At 52.8% G+C, this 16,793-nt stretch carries 15 protein-coding genes; 8 read left to right on the top strand and 7 right to left on the bottom strand.

The features are described 5' to 3' along the window. The first annotated feature begins 57 nt into the window (after window positions 1–57). Genes LG202_RS03225 through LG202_RS03215 form a run of 3 tightly spaced genes read left to right on the top strand, consistent with a single transcriptional unit; the run spans window position 58 to window position 2,010 of the window. The gene (locus LG202_RS03225; RefSeq protein WP_230346974.1) at window positions 58–945 is read left to right on the top strand and encodes an MBL fold metallo-hydrolase; all 888 of its coding nucleotides are present in this window, start codon (window positions 58–60) and stop codon (window positions 943–945) included. Beyond that, window positions 930–1,613: a DsbA family protein gene (locus LG202_RS03220; protein WP_230346973.1), complete on the top strand. Its 684-nt coding sequence runs from the start codon at window positions 930–932 to the stop codon at window positions 1,611–1,613. Before LG202_RS03225 ends, LG202_RS03220 begins: the two co-directional genes overlap by 16 nt. A gap of 4 nt (window positions 1,614–1,617) precedes the next feature. Next, the gene (locus LG202_RS03215; protein ID WP_230346972.1) at window positions 1,618–2,010 is read left to right on the top strand and encodes a MoaF-related domain-containing protein; all 393 of its coding nucleotides are present in this window, start codon (window positions 1,618–1,620) and stop codon (window positions 2,008–2,010) included. A 21-nt stretch (window positions 2,011–2,031) separates the two neighbouring features. Here LG202_RS03215 and LG202_RS03210 read toward each other — a convergent pair whose 3' ends face one another. From LG202_RS03210 to hrpA, 3 genes are all read right to left on the bottom strand, one after another. Beyond that, window positions 2,032–3,042, bottom strand: coding sequence for a Gfo/Idh/MocA family protein (locus LG202_RS03210; protein WP_230346971.1), 1,011 nt, complete (start codon window positions 3,040–3,042; stop codon window positions 2,032–2,034). Between the two features lie 55 nt (window positions 3,043–3,097). Further along, window positions 3,098–4,351: a lytic murein transglycosylase gene (locus tag LG202_RS03205; protein WP_230346970.1), complete on the bottom strand. Its 1,254-nt coding sequence runs from the start codon at window positions 4,349–4,351 to the stop codon at window positions 3,098–3,100. Between the two features lie 90 nt (window positions 4,352–4,441). Beyond that, on the bottom strand, window positions 4,442–8,503 hold the full coding sequence (gene hrpA / locus LG202_RS03200) for an ATP-dependent RNA helicase HrpA (protein WP_230348032.1): 4,062 nt from the start codon (window positions 8,501–8,503) through the stop codon (window positions 4,442–4,444). Between the two features lie 249 nt (window positions 8,504–8,752). Here hrpA and LG202_RS03195 point away from each other — a divergent pair, with 249 nt between their 5' ends. The 3 genes from LG202_RS03195 to LG202_RS03185 are packed head-to-tail and all read left to right on the top strand — an operon-like array spanning window position 8,753 to window position 10,460. Then, entirely contained in the window at window positions 8,753–9,049 is a 297-nt protein-coding gene (locus tag LG202_RS03195; protein WP_230346969.1) for a hypothetical protein, read from the top strand. Further along, window positions 9,049–9,498, top strand: a complete 450-nt coding sequence (locus tag LG202_RS03190; RefSeq protein WP_230346968.1) for a copper chaperone PCu(A)C — start codon at window positions 9,049–9,051, stop codon at window positions 9,496–9,498. The genes LG202_RS03195 and LG202_RS03190 overlap by 1 nt, the downstream gene beginning before the upstream one ends. A 23-nt stretch (window positions 9,499–9,521) precedes the next feature. Next, window positions 9,522–10,460 carry a YihY/virulence factor BrkB family protein gene (locus LG202_RS03185; RefSeq protein ID WP_230346967.1) on the top strand — a complete coding sequence of 313 codons (939 nt, stop codon included), beginning with the start codon at window positions 9,522–9,524 and terminating at the stop codon, window positions 10,458–10,460. 45 nt (window positions 10,461–10,505) lie between these two features. Here LG202_RS03185 and LG202_RS03180 read toward each other — a convergent pair whose 3' ends face one another. From LG202_RS03180 to LG202_RS03165, 4 genes are all read right to left on the bottom strand, one after another. After that, a complete protein-coding gene (locus LG202_RS03180) occupies window positions 10,506–11,327 on the bottom strand; it encodes a class I SAM-dependent methyltransferase (RefSeq protein ID WP_230346966.1) in 822 nt (273 codons plus the stop codon). 64 nt (window positions 11,328–11,391) lie between these two features. Continuing rightward, window positions 11,392–12,114: a hypothetical protein gene (locus tag LG202_RS03175; protein ID WP_230346965.1), complete on the bottom strand. Its 723-nt coding sequence runs from the start codon at window positions 12,112–12,114 to the stop codon at window positions 11,392–11,394. Window positions 12,115–12,216: 102 nt separating this feature from the next. Beyond that, window positions 12,217–13,734 carry an alkaline phosphatase gene (locus LG202_RS03170; protein WP_230346964.1) on the bottom strand — a complete coding sequence of 506 codons (1,518 nt, stop codon included), beginning with the start codon at window positions 13,732–13,734 and terminating at the stop codon, window positions 12,217–12,219. A 21-nt stretch (window positions 13,735–13,755) separates the two neighbouring features. Further along, on the bottom strand, window positions 13,756–14,526 hold the full coding sequence (locus LG202_RS03165; protein WP_230346963.1) for a PEP-CTERM sorting domain-containing protein: 771 nt from the start codon (window positions 14,524–14,526) through the stop codon (window positions 13,756–13,758). A 259-nt stretch (window positions 14,527–14,785) separates the two neighbouring features. Between LG202_RS03165 and ylqF the strand changes: the two genes are divergently transcribed. Beyond that, complete coding sequence (gene ylqF / locus LG202_RS03160) at window positions 14,786–15,700, top strand: ribosome biogenesis GTPase YlqF (protein WP_230346962.1); 915 nt, start codon at window positions 14,786–14,788, stop codon at window positions 15,698–15,700. A gap of 216 nt (window positions 15,701–15,916) precedes the next feature. Then, the gene (locus tag LG202_RS03155; protein ID WP_230346961.1) at window positions 15,917–16,639 is read left to right on the top strand and encodes a PEP-CTERM sorting domain-containing protein; all 723 of its coding nucleotides are present in this window, start codon (window positions 15,917–15,919) and stop codon (window positions 16,637–16,639) included. Window positions 16,640–16,793: the final 154 nt, after the last annotated feature.

Here is a 16,793-nt window from a genome sequence, read left to right as displayed (position 1 = left end):
TTTTATCATGAAAGAAAAATCCTATGATGCTGCTCATCATCAAGTAAGGAGTCTGCTGTGCGCCTCAAATCCATGTTGTTCCTGGCAAGTGTATTCATGACCGGTATCGTCGGCCAACATGCTGTAGCCGCTGAGCCATTGAAATTGGAGATTTTTAATCCAGGCGAGCAAGGCTTTTTCCCGGTATCGTCGGAATTGATCAGCGGCAAGCACGATATTGTGTTGATTGACGCCCAATTTCAGCGCAATCATGCGCAGGAATTGGTCAAGCGCATCCAGCAATCCGGTAAACGCCTGACTACCATTTATATCAGCCACAGCGACCCTGATTACTATTTCGGGCTGGATGTACTCCATGCAGCTTTCCCCAAGGCCAAGATCATCGCGACTGCAGAAACCGTTGCAGCCATCAAGGCAACGAGCCAGGGCAAAAAAGACTACTGGGGGCCTCAACTTGGCGCCAACGCGCCACAATCGTTGGTGCTACCGGAAGTACTAAAGGGCAACAAGATCGATCTTGAGGGCCAGACGCTGGAAGTCAAAGGCTTGCAAGGCCACGCACCAGATCGTAGCTATGTGTGGATTCCGTCATTGAAGGCTATCGTCGGTGGCGTCATCTTGTCCAGCGGGATTCACGTCTGGATAGCAGATACTCAAACCACCGCATCGCGCCAGGACTGGCTGACCACCCTGGATGAGGTTACAGCACTCAAGCCGAAAACCATCATTCCTGGTCATTATCTTGGCGATGTACCCACAGGATTAGGTGCGGTTACATTTACACGTGAATACCTGCAAGCCTTCGAACAAACCGCAAACAAGAGCAAAAACTCGGCAGAACTGGTATCAGCCATGAAGCAACAATACCCCTCCCTGGCAGAAGAGACTTCGCTGGAACTGAGTGCAAAAGTGATCAAGGGCGAAATGAAATGGCCAGCGGAATAAGTACGCCGCCAGTCGCCACACTGCATTACATCTATGACCCTTTGTGCGGCTGGTGTTACGCTGCTGCGCCATTGGCGCAAGCAGCAAGCCACATTCCTGGCTTGCTGCTCAGCCTGCACGGTGGCGGCATGTTGAGCGACCATAACCGTCGCCAGATGTCCCCGGCTTGGCGTGATTATGTCCTGCCACACGATAAGCGTATTGCGGCCTTGAGCGGACAAATATTCGGCGATGCTTATTTCCAAGGCTTGCTGGAAGATGGCAACGTCATATTGGACTCAACACCGCCTATTACCGCCGTGTTATGCGCACAATCCCTGCAAGGCCTAGGGCTAGCCATGCTGGAGAAGATACAAGCCGCCCATTATCAATATGGCATGAAAGTGGCAGAACAGCAGGTGTTGATTGCACTGGCTAACGAACTAGGCATGGATGCAACGAAGTTTGCGCAGCGATTTGCCGAGCTTAGCCCAACCGCTACGGCACAACATATTCAGCAAAGCCGCGAATTGTTGGCACAGATAGACGGCAATGGCTTTCCTAGTTTCGTGCTTGAACAACCGGGCAAAGCCCTGCAAGTGCTGAACGCAAGTCACTATTTGGGCAAACCAGCCTCGTGGTGCGCTTTCATCGCAGCACAAATAGCATTCACCACCACGAAAGACTGATTTTATGATGATCAAGATTAAAAGACTGACCACGTTAGCAGCGTTACTGGCTGCCAGCGCAAGCTGGGCGGCTGACACCCCGTCCTTCATCGGCCACACTTATCTATTCCAGTACGATGGCTTTGCTGCGCAAGATAGCTTCATCTCCGCCGATACCATACGCTTTATTGTGACCGAAGGTCCGCTCAAGGGCTTAACCGGAGAGGTCAAGTATCAATACCGCGAGATCAGGCCTGGGGCTTACCTGATCTATTGGCAGGAAAAAGATGGTGGCACTGTCACGCATCTGGACGACTTCCAGCAAGGGCTATCGCATTCCAACTACACCACGCCCAAGATGGAGTTTTACACCATGAGCGGCAGCATCAAGCAACTGGACACTCAGCAGCAGCATTGATTGCCATGCTGCTGCATGCAGCTAGATATAGACCTTACTTTCTTGGGCTGCCGACTGCATGGCCGCCACGATCGCCTGGCAATTGCCGCGTGCATCTTCCAGGCTAAGGAATGGCGGCTTGCCGTTCAGTACGCAATCGCTGAAATGCTCGATTTCAGCGACAAAATGATTGCTCACGGGCAAACGCTCTTCCCAGAAGCGGCCATCTTCCGTCCACCAGGTGATGACAGGCACGTCGCCCGCCTGCTGCCAGACAGTGTGGCATTTCAGGCCGCCCTTGCTGCCAGTCACCTGGTATTCGGAGCGGCGCGAGGTCTCGAAGCTGATGTCAAAATGCCCATGTTTGCCCTCGCCAAAATCAAATACGCCGCTGGTGGCGATATCCGCCCCACTATCGGTGTATTTGGCAATCGTCACCACACTTTCAGGCTCGGTGCCGAAACAACTGCGCAATGAGTGGATGGCATAAGGGCCAATATCCCACATCGCCCCGCCGCCGCCATCGACATTACGCTCTAGGCGATAAAGCCGCGCGGGCTTCATGAGGAAAGAGTAGCTGGCACGTACGAACTTCACCTCACCAATCACGCCAGAGCGCAGCAACTCTTGCACGCGGGCGAACTGCGGGTGGAAAGCATACATAAAGCCTTCCATCACCGTCACGCCCTGTTGCTTTGCCGCGCTGGCAATCGCATCGACATCGGCCACGGTCAGCGCCAAGGGCTTTTCGATCAGCACATGCTTGCCTTTGGCAATTGCCTTCAAGGCCCATTCCGTATGCTCATGGTTGGACATGGGCAGGTAAACTGCCTCAACACGCGCGTCATTCAGCAAGGCTTCGGCATCATCATAAAGATTAACCCCCGCCGTCCCAGGCGCATGCTTTTCAAGCATTGCAGCGGCTGCCCCTGCACGGCGGCTGCCTATCGCCACCAGCTCGGCATTGGCAGCATCGACAATGGCAGGCAGCAGGCGCTCATTGACGCGCGCTGCGCCCAATATGCCCCAGCGTAGCTTACGTTGCTCACTCATGTGCATTTCTCCTTTAAATAGTTAATCCATGTTGCATCAAGATCACCCGCCACGCTCATGGCTGAGTGCCGGGGAAACCGGGTATCAGCTCGGTATCGACGGTTTGTGCAGCCAACGTGGTGGCCACATGCTGCATCAGGCTTGGTGAGGCATAACCATCAGCCGGTAAAGCGTGCGTCTGCTGGTATATCCGAATGGCAGCCTGGGTATTGGGGCCGGGTAATCCATCGCTGCCACGCGTATCAAAGCCCAGCTCTGTCAGCTGTCGCTGCAAGCGCTTGATAGCATCAATGCTCACTGGCTCCTGCTCTGCCTCGAAGCCACCACTCAATGCCTTGCCTCCCTGTAAACGGCTGGCAAGGTGAGCCACGGTCAAGGCGTAGCTGGTTGATCGGTTCCATTGCATGACAGCATTGAAGTTGTCGAACACCATGAATGCAGGGCCACGCCAGCCTTGCGGCAAAATAATCGCCGCATTGCGGTCTGCCGATGGTAGCCCTTGTCCAATCGCCTGTACTCCCATCGCCTGCCACGCAGCGACCGTGCGTTTCTGGCTAATCACGGCTTGCTGCCAATCAAACCCCTGCGGCAGGCTCACCTCAACGGCAATCGCCTCATCACGTTTCCAGCCAATCGCACTCAAGTAACGCCCGGCGGAATACATGGCATCGGGAATGGATTGCCAGACATTGATCTTGCCATCACCGTCACCATCCTCGGCATAAGCTAGAAAGGTCGAAGGCATAAACTGCATGTGCCCAACCGCACCAGCCCAGGAGCCCACCATGTTACTCGCAGCAATATGCCCGGCATCAAGGATGCGCAAGGCATCCAGCAACTGGCTGCGGAAAAAGGCATGGCGGCGGCCCTCATAGGCCAGTGTGGCCAATGCTTGCGGGGTGGAAAAGTTACCCAGGGTTTGTCCGTAATTGGTTTCCAGCCCCCAGAACGACACCAGCACCGCAGCTGGCACGCCATACTTCTGCTCCACGGCCTGTAACAAAGGCCCTTGCTCCTGCAACAACGCCTGGCCGCGAGCAATCTGCTTCGCCGTCACGCGGCGGTTGAGATAAGTCAGAAAAGTCTGCACAAACTCTGGCTGTGATTGATCCAGCTCAATAATACGGTCTATAGGACGAGCATCGGACAGGGCCGCTTGTAGACTCTGCGCAGAAATACCCTGTGCCTGCGCATCACGGTAAAAATCCTGCAACCACGCATCAAACCCTGGTTCATCAGCATGAGTAGCAAGCGCCCCGCACATCAGGCCAACAGCCAAAAAACTCGCTACTGAACGATGTAATTTCAACAAAACTCCTCTCCATTCATTGCTTGCCACCAAGCTTGCGCTGATGCTTCATCTCTACAACGATCAGCCATTTAATGATCAACAATATAATTAGCTACGAACCACATCTTCCCAGGTTTTATCCAGGCGTTTGACCGATACCGGAAATGGGGTTTTCAGTTCCTGGGCAAACAAGGAGACGCGCAACTCTTCAATCAACCAACGATAGTCCAGTAAGGCTCGCGGCACTTCATGATTCGCCTTGCGCAAGCTTTGCAGACGCGCCTCCCAGCGATCCCATACCTGCTGCACGGCCTGTCCGCTACGGGCATCACGTTCGACACTGCCAGGGTATTTCTCCAGGCGCAAACGCATGGCCTTGAGGTAGCGCGGCAAATGTTGCAGGGTTTCCCACGGTGTCGCGCTGAAAAAACGCTTGGGCAGCAGGTGCGTAAGCTGGCCTTCCAACTCCTTCTTGATTCTGGACAGGTTGGCTGGTGCAGCGTTCAACTTTTGTGCAAGCAGGGTGTATTCGGCAGCAATCGCCGTTGCCAGCCGCCCCGCTCCATCGACCACGGCTGGTAGCCTGGTTCGTGCACGGGTCTTGAGCGCCATGAAATCCTGGTTATTACGTGGCAAGGCATCTTCGCCGATGAAGGCGCGATCGCTGATCGCAATGAGCATATCCTCGCGCAGCTCATCGGGGTTCATGATGTTGCGCAGTTGCAAGGCATATTGGTTGAAGCCGGGCAGGCCTTTTTCCAGTTGCTTCATCTGCTCCTTGAGTTCAAAACGCATCAGGCGGCGCACCCCGGCACGATGAGATATCTGTGCCACCAGTTCAGTATCAAACAGCTTAATGGCAACGCTATCGCTGTTGTCTTCCAACGCCGGGTAACCGGTCAATTGGCGGCCGTCGCGGCTAAAACTCAAGGTCGGTGGCAAGTCGCCAAAATCCCACTGCTTGAGGCCAGATTTCTCGATGCTGGGTGAACTGCTACGGAAGGTTAGCTGTGCTGCCTGGCCAAGCTGGGCTTTAAGGGCGTGCCAATCACGCCCACTACCCAGCTCGCGGTTTTTCTCGTCCACCACGCGGAAATTCATGTAGAGATGTGCATCAAGCGCGTTGGCCTCCCACTCACTGGCACTGAGTTTAAGCCCAGTGCGCTGCTGAATGAAGTTAGCCATCGCGGGCAGCAATGGTCCTTGCCTGGATGGTGCAGCTTCCAGGAAGCCAGTGACGAAATCGGGCACCGGCACACAAACGCGACGCAATGTCTTGGGCAAGGCCTTGATCAGCGCCGTGACCTTTTCGCGGATCATGCCAGGCACCAGCCACTCCGCCTCAACCGGATTCAACTGGTTGAGCAATGCCAGCGGCACGGTCGCCGTAACACCATCTAGTGCATGCCCTGGCTCAAAGCGGTATTTCAACGACAAAGTGACGCCATCCAGTGCCAGGCTTTCCGGGAACTGTACCTCGGTAATGCCTGCAGCGCCGTGACGCATCAAGTGTTCGCGCGTGAGGTACAGCAGCTTGGGGTTGGCTTGTTCCGCATCCTCGCGCCACTTCTCAAAACCAGCACCGTTAACAATCCCTTGGGGTACCACTCCATCGTAAAACGCAAATAAGGTGTGCTCATCTACCAGTACATCCTGCCGACGCGCCTTGTGTTCCAGCTCTTCAATTTCGGCGATCAGGCGACGATTAGCCGCGAAGAATGGCGCACGCGTATCGAACTCCATATTCGCTAGCGCCTCACGGATAAATATCTCGCGCGCTTCCTGCGGATGAATAGGCCCATAATGCACGCGGCGGCGCGGCACCACAGTGAGGCCATAGAGACTGACACGCTCCCACGCCACGACTTGCGCAGGCTTGCGATCCCAACGCGGATCGCTGTAATGACTTTGCGTCAGGCCGCGCGCCAACGGTTCTATCCAATCCGGCTCAATGCGTGCAACGCAACGCGCATAGAGTTTGGTGGTTTCCATCAACTCGGCAGCCATCACCCATTTCGGCCTAGCCTTCTTCAGTGTGGAACCAGGCGCGACATGGAAGCGTATGCCACGCGCACCAAGATAATTGTCTGCCTCGCCATCCTTGAAGCCAATATTGCCCAGCAAGCCAGCCAGCAAGGCACGGTGTACCTGTTCGTAAGAAGCAGGTTCCACATTGAGCTTGAGTTCAAGCTCATCTGCAATTTCCTTTAATTGCTGATAAAGCTCGCGCCACTCCTTGAGCCGAAGGAAGGAAAGGAAATTACTATGGCATTTATTGAGTAAATCCTTGTTGGATTTCTTGCTCTTGAAAGCATCTTCGTACCATTCCCACAGCTTGATGAAGCCGAGGAAATCGGAATGCTCGACATTGAACTTGGCATGCGCCTGGTCGGCGGCTTCGCGTTTATCCATGGGCCGCTCGCGCGGGTCTTGAATTGCCAAGGCACTGGCAATGATGAGGATTTCCCTGACACAACCCTGCTTCTTGGCTTCCAGGATCATGCGCGAAACGCGCGGGTCCAGCGGCAGGCGTGCTAACTGGCGACCTGTCTCGGTAATGTTCTGCTCTGCATCCACAGCACCCAACTCTTGCAAAAGTTGGTAGCCATCGGCGATCAAGCGCGAGCTCGGCGCTTCGATAAACGGAAACTCCTGTACCTGGCCCAGCTTGAGCGCAGCCATGCGCAAGATGACAGCTGCCAGCGATGAGCGCAGGATTTCAGGGTCGGTAAACTCAGGGCGATTGTTAAAATCAGCCTCGTCATAAAGCCGGATACAAATACCATTAGATACACGCCCACAACGACCTGCACGCTGACGCGCCGCCGCTTGTGAAATCTTCTCAATCTGCAATTGCTCGACTTTGGCGCGGGCGCTGTAGCGATTGACACGTGCCAGGCCGGTATCAATCACATATTTAATGCCGGGTACTGTCAGCGAAGTTTCTGCCACATTGGTCGCCAGCACCACACGCCGCCCGCCGCTGGAACGGAACACCTTTTGCTGGTCTTCTATAGACAGGCGCGCAAACAGCGGCAATATCTCCACATGGCGCAAGTGCTTGTTGAGATAGTCAGCGGTATCGCGAATCTCACGCTCGCCAGGCAGGAATACCAGGATATCGCCACCTCCAAGCCGCGATAACTGCTCGACGGAATCAAGGATCGCTTCCTCCATGGCCTCTTCGGCATCATCCTCTTCCAGCCACTTGGCCTCGGCACGCGGCTTACGCTGTATGCCCATAATGTCCTGGCCCAGCAGTTCCACATCTTCATCATCTTGCAGCACTGTGCTGCTGGATGAATCCACATGACTTGCCTTGCGCTTGATGCCTATATCAAGAATATCGTCTTGCGGCTCATCCTCCTGCACCTTGACCACAGGTGCCCGCGTCACCACTGGCGCTGGCGGCGCAATCACCATGCGGCGACTGCCCAAGGGACGGTAACGGATTTCCACCGGATATGTCCGCCCGGAAACCTCAATCACTGGCGCACCATTAAAATGCTGGGAAAAACGCTCGGCATCAATCGTGGCAGACGTCACAATCACTTTAAGGTCTGGCCGACGCGGCAATAATTGCTTGAGGTAGCCAAGCAGGAAATCAATGTTCAGGCTGCGCTCGTGCGCCTCATCGATGATGATAGTGTCGTAGGCGTTAAGAAAGCGGTCGCCCTGCGTTTCCGCCAACAAGATGCCATCTGTCATCAGCTTGATATAACTGGATTCCGACAGGCGGTCATTGAATCGCACCTTGTAACCCACCGCCTCGCCCAGCGGAGACTTCAACTCCTGCGCAATGCGCGAAGCCACCGAACGTGCAGCAATTCGCCGAGGCTGGGTATGCCCAATCAGCCCTGCCACGCCACGCCCCAGCTCCAGGCAAATCTTCGGCAACTGCGTGGTCTTACCAGACCCAGTCTCACCACTGACAATCACTACCTGATTTTTGGCAATCGCCTGCGCAATTTCATCCTTGCGCCCACTGACTGGTAACTCTAATGGATACTCGGGCTTGGGCAACTGCGCCAGCCGTGCCTGGCGGCGCTGGCTGGAGGCCTGAATCTTAGTAAACAATTCAGATAGTGCGTGGTCGATTGGCTTCTGTTGCGCCAACATCGCATCCAGCTGCTGTAAGCGACGCCTGAACACAAACTGATCCTGCAACATGCACTCGGGAATTTGCGCCTTGAGACGTTGCAACAACTGGCGCTCTGAAACGGAATTAGAGGTACTCATAGATGGGGATGGATTTTAGCATGGCTACTCCTTGCCTTCGCGCATCAGCAGAGCATCCTTGCTATTTTTGCCTGCAATGGATATCCATGGCCCTCATCACGCAATCATATGCAGGGTCGCCTGCCTTTGCTCCAATAGCACAAGGCAGGCGAGCATTGCTGCACATGTTAAGATAGCAGGATGGAGTTTGATCAATTAAAGCTGGTTGGCGGGCTGAGCGCTTTTTTCCTGCTATTTGGATTCGGTTGCTGGTTATTGCTGCAAACTGCCACCATGGGCGCCGATCCGGCAGATCAGGATTTTTTTGGTGAGGTGTGCTCGGTGATCGACAATACCCGTACCAACACTACCCCCTGCGCTGCCTGTATAGCACTTTCCAATCAATTGATCTCGCAAGCATCCTTGATCGGCCCATTGACTTACGGGCTTCCCAGCATCAATGCCAACTTTGAATCGTCTATGACAGGAGCGCAATAATGAAATACATCTGGTCAGGCCTGCTATTGCTTTGCAGTTTGCAAGTACAGGCAGAAATTACTGTTGTAGAGCCATGGGTGCGTACCACTGCTCCAGGGCAAAAAGTCGCTGCGGGCTATGTACGCATCGTTTCTGACAAGGATGTTATCCTGGTCTCGGCGAACTCAAGCTTTGCCGACAAGGTCGAACTGCATGAAATGGCGGTAGAGAATGGCGTCATGAAGATGCGCCCGATCAAGCAACTGGAGCTCAAGGCCAACACCCCTGTAGAGCTAAAGCCCGGCGGCCTGCACCTGATGCTGCTTGGCATCAAGAGCCCGGTCAAAACTGGTGATACGATTCCATTGAATTTGGTTTTTGAGGACAAAAAGGCCAGCCAGGACAGCGTAGCTATCACGTTTAATGGACGTGATATTACCCATCAGGAAATGGGGCACCACGCCCACTAAATTATTCCCCCAGGAGAGCACGATTGATTGCCAAGTTTATACAAGGCCTAAGCCAGCAAACCCTGTATCGGCTTAAATGCCTGCGCCAGTTGCTGGTGCAATCAGTATTGTCATGGTTTTCACACCGCGCCACCAGCAAGGGAGCGGCGCTCGCCTTTTACACCATGTTTTCGCTCACGCCCATCCTGGTGCTGGTAATTGCGATTGCGGGATATTTCCTTGGTGAGCGCGCCGCTCATGGCGAAATCGTGGCACAAATCTCTGACCTGGTAGGAGAAAGTGGTGCACAGGTCATCCAGAATATGTTGGCAAAATCCAGCAACCCAAAGTCTGGCATTATTGCCACCTTGATTGCCTCCGCTTTGCTCTTTGTAGGCGCAACCACCGTATTTGCCGAGCTCAAGGCCAGCCTGGATGAAGTCTGGGAAACCACCAAGGCTAAGGCCCAGGGCAGCAAGCAAGCAATCGGTAACCTGATCAAGACCCGCCTGCTCTCCTTCAGCATTATCATTTCACTGGCATTTCTGCTGCTGACATCATTGCTGGTAAATGCAGGCCTGGCGCTTATCGAACAATTCTTTGCTGATTTTGTCGGCCGCTTCATCACGACAATTGGCGTATTCAAGCATATTTCGGCACTAGTGAGTTTTGGCGTGATCACCTCAATGTTTGCCGTCATCTTCAAGATGCTGCCCGACGTCAAACTACCGTGGTCAGATGTATGGGTGGGTGCGGCTTTTACCGCCATCTTGTTCAGCCTGGGCAAAACACTGATCGGCCTTTACCTTGGTAATAGTGCTGTCGCATCTAGCTTTGGCGCAGCAGGCTCCTTAATTGCCCTACTGCTATGGGTCTACTACTCTGCACAGATTTTCTTCTTTGGTGCTGAAATCACGCGGCAATATGCGCTGACCTTCGGCAGCTTGCAAAACATCCCAAGCGACCAGCTACCACGCAAATAAGTCGGGCTTGATTCGTCCGACTTCACAAGTCACCGCACTCAGCACTTAATCAAGAAAGCGGTGCCGTAAATCTTGTAGATTCAGTTCTTCAAGGATATGTTCCAGCCGGGTTTGCGCATTACGCCTTGGGCTGTTCTTGTAACGAGCGATGATCAGCTCGTTTTTCATGGAATGTTCCCAGCCCACCAGCTCTGTCACTGTCACTTGATACCCATGGGCTTCAAGTTGCAGACAACGTAATACGTTGGTGATCTGGCTGCCAAATTCACGTGTATGGATGGGGTGACGCCAGATTTCAGACAAGGGTGTCTTGCCGAAAGATTCATTCTTGTGTCGGCGCAACACTTCAGCCACCTCGGCCTGGCAACAAGGTACCAGCACCATAAACTGCGCCTTTTTCTCCAATCCAAAACGTATGGCATCATCCGTCGCTGTGTTGCAGGCATGCAAGGCAGTGACGATATCCACCTGATCTGGCAGGGTGCTGGAGGTAATCGCCTCCTCCACTCTCAAGTGCAGGAAATCCATGCGGCTAAACCCCAGCTTGTCAGCCAGCGTGCGGGATTTCTCTACCAGTTCACCACGAGTTTCTATGCCGGCAATGCGGCCCGCGGACTGTTGCTTGATGAACAGGTCATAGAGAATAAAACCCAGGTAGGACTTACCTGCACCGTGATCGACCAACAACGGGTTGGCGTTATTTTCCATCACCTCCTGCAACAGGGGTTCGATGAAGTGATAGAGATGATACACCTGCTTGAGCTTGCGCCGCGTATCCTGATTGAGCTTGCCATCCCGCGTGAGGATATGCAGCTCCTTGAGTAGTTCCAGGGATTGTTGGGGCTTGATTTCTGGGATGAGCGTCATGCCAGTATTCTAGCATTACGCTCATTCACTCAGTCATATGCCGAGCCTTTAGGGCCTTAACGCATCAATTCACTTCATGCTCGTGGTGCTCAGCATGTTCATGAGGATGCACATGCACGCCCGGCGCATCCTTGGCTTCTGCCAGCCAGGCCACCGCATGCTTGTCATGCTCCATATCGCCGATATCAACGAAATCCACATGCTGGTACGCCTGCAATTGCTTGGCCGTGGTCTTTTCCACGGGCAGCTTACCCTGATAACGCTCTACCATTTTTACAGTCACCACATGCTTGGGATAACGGTATTCCACCTGTAGTGGAATCTGCAAGGCAGGTATCCAGGTCAGCTTTGTCTCTACCCCATTTAATTTGCCCTGATAAATCTCGGTTGCCATCTTTTCATAAGGCTGACCGGGCTTTTTCTCCAGGCTGGCCAGCTCGCTGCTTGTCACCAGCTTTGCCAGTGCCTGCCACTTGCTTTCGCTAGCGCCAATACCCAACAAGCGCAGGTCAATCGAGGTGTAATCAATTGCCCGTTGTTGACCATGCATCAGGTAGACGTAGTCCAACGTATCATCCTGCCACTGCCAGAGATCACTGCGATTGGCATTGGCATCGCGCAGTTCGACCTGGTTTTCACCACGCAACATCAGCCACTCGCGCTTCACTGGGTGCTTGCATGGCACCTCGCATTGCGAGGTCTCAAAACGGGCATCCAGGTTAGGCAAGGTTTCTGCCGCAGCAAAGCCAGGCAACAGGGAAAGCAGCAATAGCGCGCTATATTTCATGTGGTTTTGCATTCTTCATACTCTCATAGACTAAAAAGCAAAATGGATGGAATGGCCAGGCCATTCCATCCGTCATCTATTACACAACATCAAACCACTGCATTAGAAGCCAAAGGCATCTTTCATCACGTGGAAGATGTAGCTTTGTTCCTGGATACCCTGGAACAGGTGAGCCTTAGGACCACCTGCGAAGATTTCAACTTCTTCAGCAGCATGAGTCTCGGAATCCAATGGCACTGTCACTTCCTGGTGGAAATCAGGATCACTGGTATCCACATTGGTCATGTCGGCGATACGACCGCTACGTGCCGGGAAGTTGTATACAGTTTCACCAGGAACATTAGGGTAGTAGCCCTTACCGTTGGCATAGGAGATAGTGGTGTATGGGTTGCCATCCGTTGCCTTGCTCAGGCGGCCATCCACAGCCACCTTACCCAAGATAGGATTGCCACGCTCTGGATAACCACCAATGGTCATGGTGTGGCTGTGGTCAGCGGTAACGATGACCAAAGTGTCATTGAGATCAACCTTTTCCAGGGTCTTCTTCACTGCATCAGACAAAGCAATGGTGTCAGTCAGGGCACGGTAGGCATTGTTAGCATGGTGACCGTGATCGATACGGCCAGCTTCCACCATCAGGAAAAAGCCCTTGGGGTTCTTCTGCAGGATATCAATCGCCTTGCCAGTCAGGTCAGCCAGGGATGGCTCCTTACCCGTGTCGCTCGGACGGTCATGCTCGTATTGCATGTGGGAACGCTCAAACAAGCCCAGCAGACGGTTGGTATTCGCTGGATTGATCGCATCAAACTGTGCCTGATTCCAGACGAACTTGCCGTTGAACTTGTTCACGTATTCCTGAACCAGGTTACGGCCATCACGACGGTCACCCTTGCGGCCTGCATTTTCAGGATCATCCACGGTATTAGGCAAGAAACGGCTGCGGCCACCACCCAGCACAACTTCGATACCATCACCAATGCCACCTTGACCAAAATTGTCGATCAATTGGGAAGCAATGTCCTTAACATCAGCGCCAGCAGGCACGTTGTTGTCTGATTCCCAGTCACGTGCAGAAGTGTGGGCATAAGTGGCTGCAGGTGTAGCGTGAGTAATACGCGCTGTGGAAACCACGCCTGTAGCACGGCCATTTTGCTCAGCCAGCTCCAGAATAGTTGCCAACTTGGCAGCTTGTACCTTGCTGTTATCACGATCGCCATTTGCAACGCGTTGATCAACAGAGATCACGCCATCATTTGTCTTCACGCCAGTGACAATAGCAGTCATAGTTGGAGCGGAATCAGACGTCTGCTGGTTAGCAGAATAAGTCTTGGACAAAGCCAAGTAAGGAAGCTTCTCGAAAGCCAGCTTGTTACGCTCGCCATCACGGCCCTTCAATTGACCTTCCAGGATACGCGCAGCAGTCACGGTAGACACACCCATGCCATCACCAACAAACAAGATCACGTTCTTGGCCTTGCGGTTGTTCGGGTAAAGCTTCTTGGCAGCTGCCAACGCTTCCTGGCCATCTTGATACCAAGTGTTGGCATCTTCTGCCATGGCTTGGCCACACAGCGCCATCATCACCGCCAGGGCGGATACCTTCATTGTTGCCTTTTTCATTTTATGCACTCCCACTTTTGATTAAACAGTTTGACGACGACGCAATGCCAAGCCCAATACACCTAAGCCAGCCAACAACATGGCGTAGGTATCAGCCTCAGGCACGGCTGCAATATTCAAGCTGACGTTATCTAGGCCCACTTGCAGTGCTCCTTGGTTGCTCACGGCAGCAAAGCGCAAGCTAAAGTCACCACCAGCAGCAAGCAGGTCAGTCACGTCAAAGCTGTAATCCACGTAGCGATTGACGTTGTCATCACCATCAAACCGACGGCCATTGGCTCCGCCCAGATAATAAGTACCGATGATGTCAGTAGCATGAACCGAGAACGGATCAGCATTAGCACGCAAAATATCGACGCGAACGTGCTGATTAGCAGCGTAAGTGCCACCAGTCGTTGCATCCAGGCCAGCCTGGTTGATATACACAATGCCGTTATCGCTCTGGTCATTCACGAACATCTGGAAAGACAACACAGCAGAAGTCACAGCACTGATGGAGAAGTTCTGGTACAACACTTGACTACTGGCATAGGAGGAGTCCAGGAAGCCATAATATTGACCGCTGGCAGCACCTACGGTCTTGTAACCGCTGGCATAGGATTCAGTAGCATCAGTCGCCAATACAGAACCGGAAATGCCTTGCTCAGCCACTTTCCAGCCTTGCGGGCTGTAGCTTTCAGCGGCATCAGCCTCAAAACCGCCATTCACGATCACTTCCTGCGCGAACGCAGGAGCAGCAAACAGCACGGAGCTAGCCAAAGCCAGCGCTACGCCATGTTTTTGGAACTTCATGGTAATTCCCCTTTAACGAGAGTAGAAAACGATTCGGGGGCCATACTAGGAAGCACTTGTGTAAGCCATATGGATACAAAATAGTCCTAATGGACTACTCAGAGATATTGCAACAACCTCATTTGTGCAACAAAGATGCAAAATAAGGCAGGGATAGCAAGCAGGATGCTAAAATGACAGCCTGAGTCAGCTTTATCACTGATCACACGCAAAAAAAGCGATTCTTTTTATCAACGCATTCCACATAGAGCACCTCATCATGGCAATTCAATGGTTCCCCGGACACATGACCTCCGCACGCAAGAAAGCGGAAGAAACCATGGAGTTCACCGATATCGTGATTGAGGTACTGGATGCACGCGTACCAGAAGCGAGCCACAACCCGATGATTGAAGACTTGCGCCTCTATCGTCAGCGCCCCAGCCTGAAGATTCTCAACAAGGCAGACTTGGCCGACCCAGCAGCCACACAGGCCTGGCTCAACCACTTCAATCGTCAGGATGGCGTAAAAGCCGTTGCCCTCTCCTGCAAGAAACCAGGCGATGCCAAGAAGATTCCCGGTCTCTGCCGTAGCCTTGCGCCGCATCGAGGGACAAATCTCAAGCCTTTGCGCATGATGATCATGGGAATCCCTAACGTCGGTAAATCTACCCTCATGAATGCCTTGCTCAACCGCAGGATTGCCAAGGTAGGCGACGAGCCTGCTGTCACCAAGAGCCAGCAACGGTTTGAACTGAGCCCACAACTCACTATTACCGACACGCCCGGCATGATGTGGCCCAAGATCAAATATGAAAGCGACGGCTATATGCTCGCTGCCAGTCATGCCATAGGCCGCAATGCCGTCATCGATGAAGAAGTGGCTGAATTCCTCGCCGGTATCCTGCTACAACGCTACCCCGCCCTGCTACAAGCACGCTATAAAACCGATGTGAGCAATATGGATGCCATTGACCTGTTGGAAGCTGTCGGCAAGCGCCGTGGCTATTTATTGAAAGGCGGAGAGCTGGATATGGAAAAAACCGCCATGGCGTTTCTCGTGGACTACCGCTCCGGCACTCTGGGCCGCATAAGCCTGGAAACACCAGAATCCCGTGCGATCATGATGGCAGAAGCACAGCAACAGGCACTTTTAGCGGAAGAAAGTGCAGAGGAAGATCAATCTACGGACTAAATCATTGACAATTTCATTTTTATCATTTTTTAAAAAATATTATTAATTCATACCATTAGCACAACAAACCTCTCGTAAAACTTCAGGCTATTAGTCCAAACGTATCAGCCACAACAGACTATTGAGCCCTCCTCATGCCAGCAGTAGCATGGAATTGCTGTGAATAAAACAACAATTAATTCAATTGATTAATTCAACTGCTATGAGGAGTATCACATGTATATTTCCAAGTTATTGGTAACCACCGCCACTGGTGTATTGCTAACAGCATCCGCATCGGCTTTTGCTGCTGATACCGTCTATGGTAAGGATTTCGGCAATGGTCCGAGCCACACAACTACCATTAATGGTACCAGCGTGACATTTAGCGCCAAGACTGGTAACAACAAGAACAAGCTGATTGACGGGGTATTCAGCTACAAACCGGCGCAGGATGGATTTCAAGGTGTAGGTGTCTCTCCATTGAAAGGTGGAGATGTCACTGTCGGTGAAATCGATAAGAATGAGTGGATTTTTGCGGAGTTCACTGACTCACGCGTGATTAGCAACCTGACGCTAGGCCTGCTCTTTGATGGCCCAGAATATGGCGATAGCAAAGAAAAGGCATTTTTCACTGTCACCTACTTCGATAACAGCACCAAAGAGTTCAAGCTGCAAGCACAAGGTGAAACCCTTGCATTATGGACTGGTGGATTTGGCGTCGTCACCAACCTGAGCCCTGCTTCGGATGGCATGGGTGGTGTATGGAGTGTAGACAACCCATTTGGTAATACTGCCGTGAAATCATTTACCCTGACTTCCCATGCAGATAAATCAGACTTCACCCTCTACAGCGTGACCGCCGTTCCTGAGCCAGAATCCTACGCCATGCTGGCACTTGGCCTTGGCTTGGTTGGTTTCATGGCACGCCGCCGCGACAGAAGCAACTTGTACGTCTAAGTCAAATCAAGACACTTTTCAGCCTCGCCCGGCATTGGGTGAGGCTTTTTTATGTCCATCACTCCGCTTCTCTGCTAGCCTCAAATACTCACTCAAGATAAAATCCTCCATGATGTTGTTACACGCTTGTAGCAGCCCTTTCTGATTGACTCTT

It is taken from the genome of Methylobacillus methanolivorans (genome assembly GCF_054588515.1).
This window is presented reverse-complemented; position numbering and strand designations above follow the sequence as displayed.

Coding starts and splice junctions, on each gene's coding strand:
- LG202_RS03175 (WP_230346965.1), bottom strand. CDS start 12,114: ATGAAATATAGCGCGCTATTGCTGCTTTCCCTGTTGCCTGGCTTTGCT.
- LG202_RS03155 (WP_230346961.1), top strand. CDS start 15,917: ATGTATATTTCCAAGTTATTGGTAACCACCGCCACTGGTGTATTGCTA.
- ylqF (WP_230346962.1), top strand. CDS start 14,786: ATGGCAATTCAATGGTTCCCCGGACACATGACCTCCGCACGCAAGAAA.
- LG202_RS03215 (WP_230346972.1), top strand. CDS start 1,618: ATGATGATCAAGATTAAAAGACTGACCACGTTAGCAGCGTTACTGGCT.
- hrpA (WP_230348032.1), bottom strand. CDS start 8,503: ATGTTGCAGGATCAGTTTGTGTTCAGGCGTCGCTTACAGCAGCTGGAT.
- LG202_RS03170 (WP_230346964.1), bottom strand. CDS start 13,734: ATGAAAAAGGCAACAATGAAGGTATCCGCCCTGGCGGTGATGATGGCG.
- LG202_RS03210 (WP_230346971.1), bottom strand. CDS start 3,042: ATGAGTGAGCAACGTAAGCTACGCTGGGGCATATTGGGCGCAGCGCGC.
- LG202_RS03190 (WP_230346968.1), top strand. CDS start 9,049: ATGAAATACATCTGGTCAGGCCTGCTATTGCTTTGCAGTTTGCAAGTA.
- LG202_RS03220 (WP_230346973.1), top strand. CDS start 930: ATGGCCAGCGGAATAAGTACGCCGCCAGTCGCCACACTGCATTACATC.
- LG202_RS03180 (WP_230346966.1), bottom strand. CDS start 11,327: ATGACGCTCATCCCAGAAATCAAGCCCCAACAATCCCTGGAACTACTC.
- LG202_RS03195 (WP_230346969.1), top strand. CDS start 8,753: ATGGAGTTTGATCAATTAAAGCTGGTTGGCGGGCTGAGCGCTTTTTTC.
- LG202_RS03165 (WP_230346963.1), bottom strand. CDS start 14,526: ATGAAGTTCCAAAAACATGGCGTAGCGCTGGCTTTGGCTAGCTCCGTG.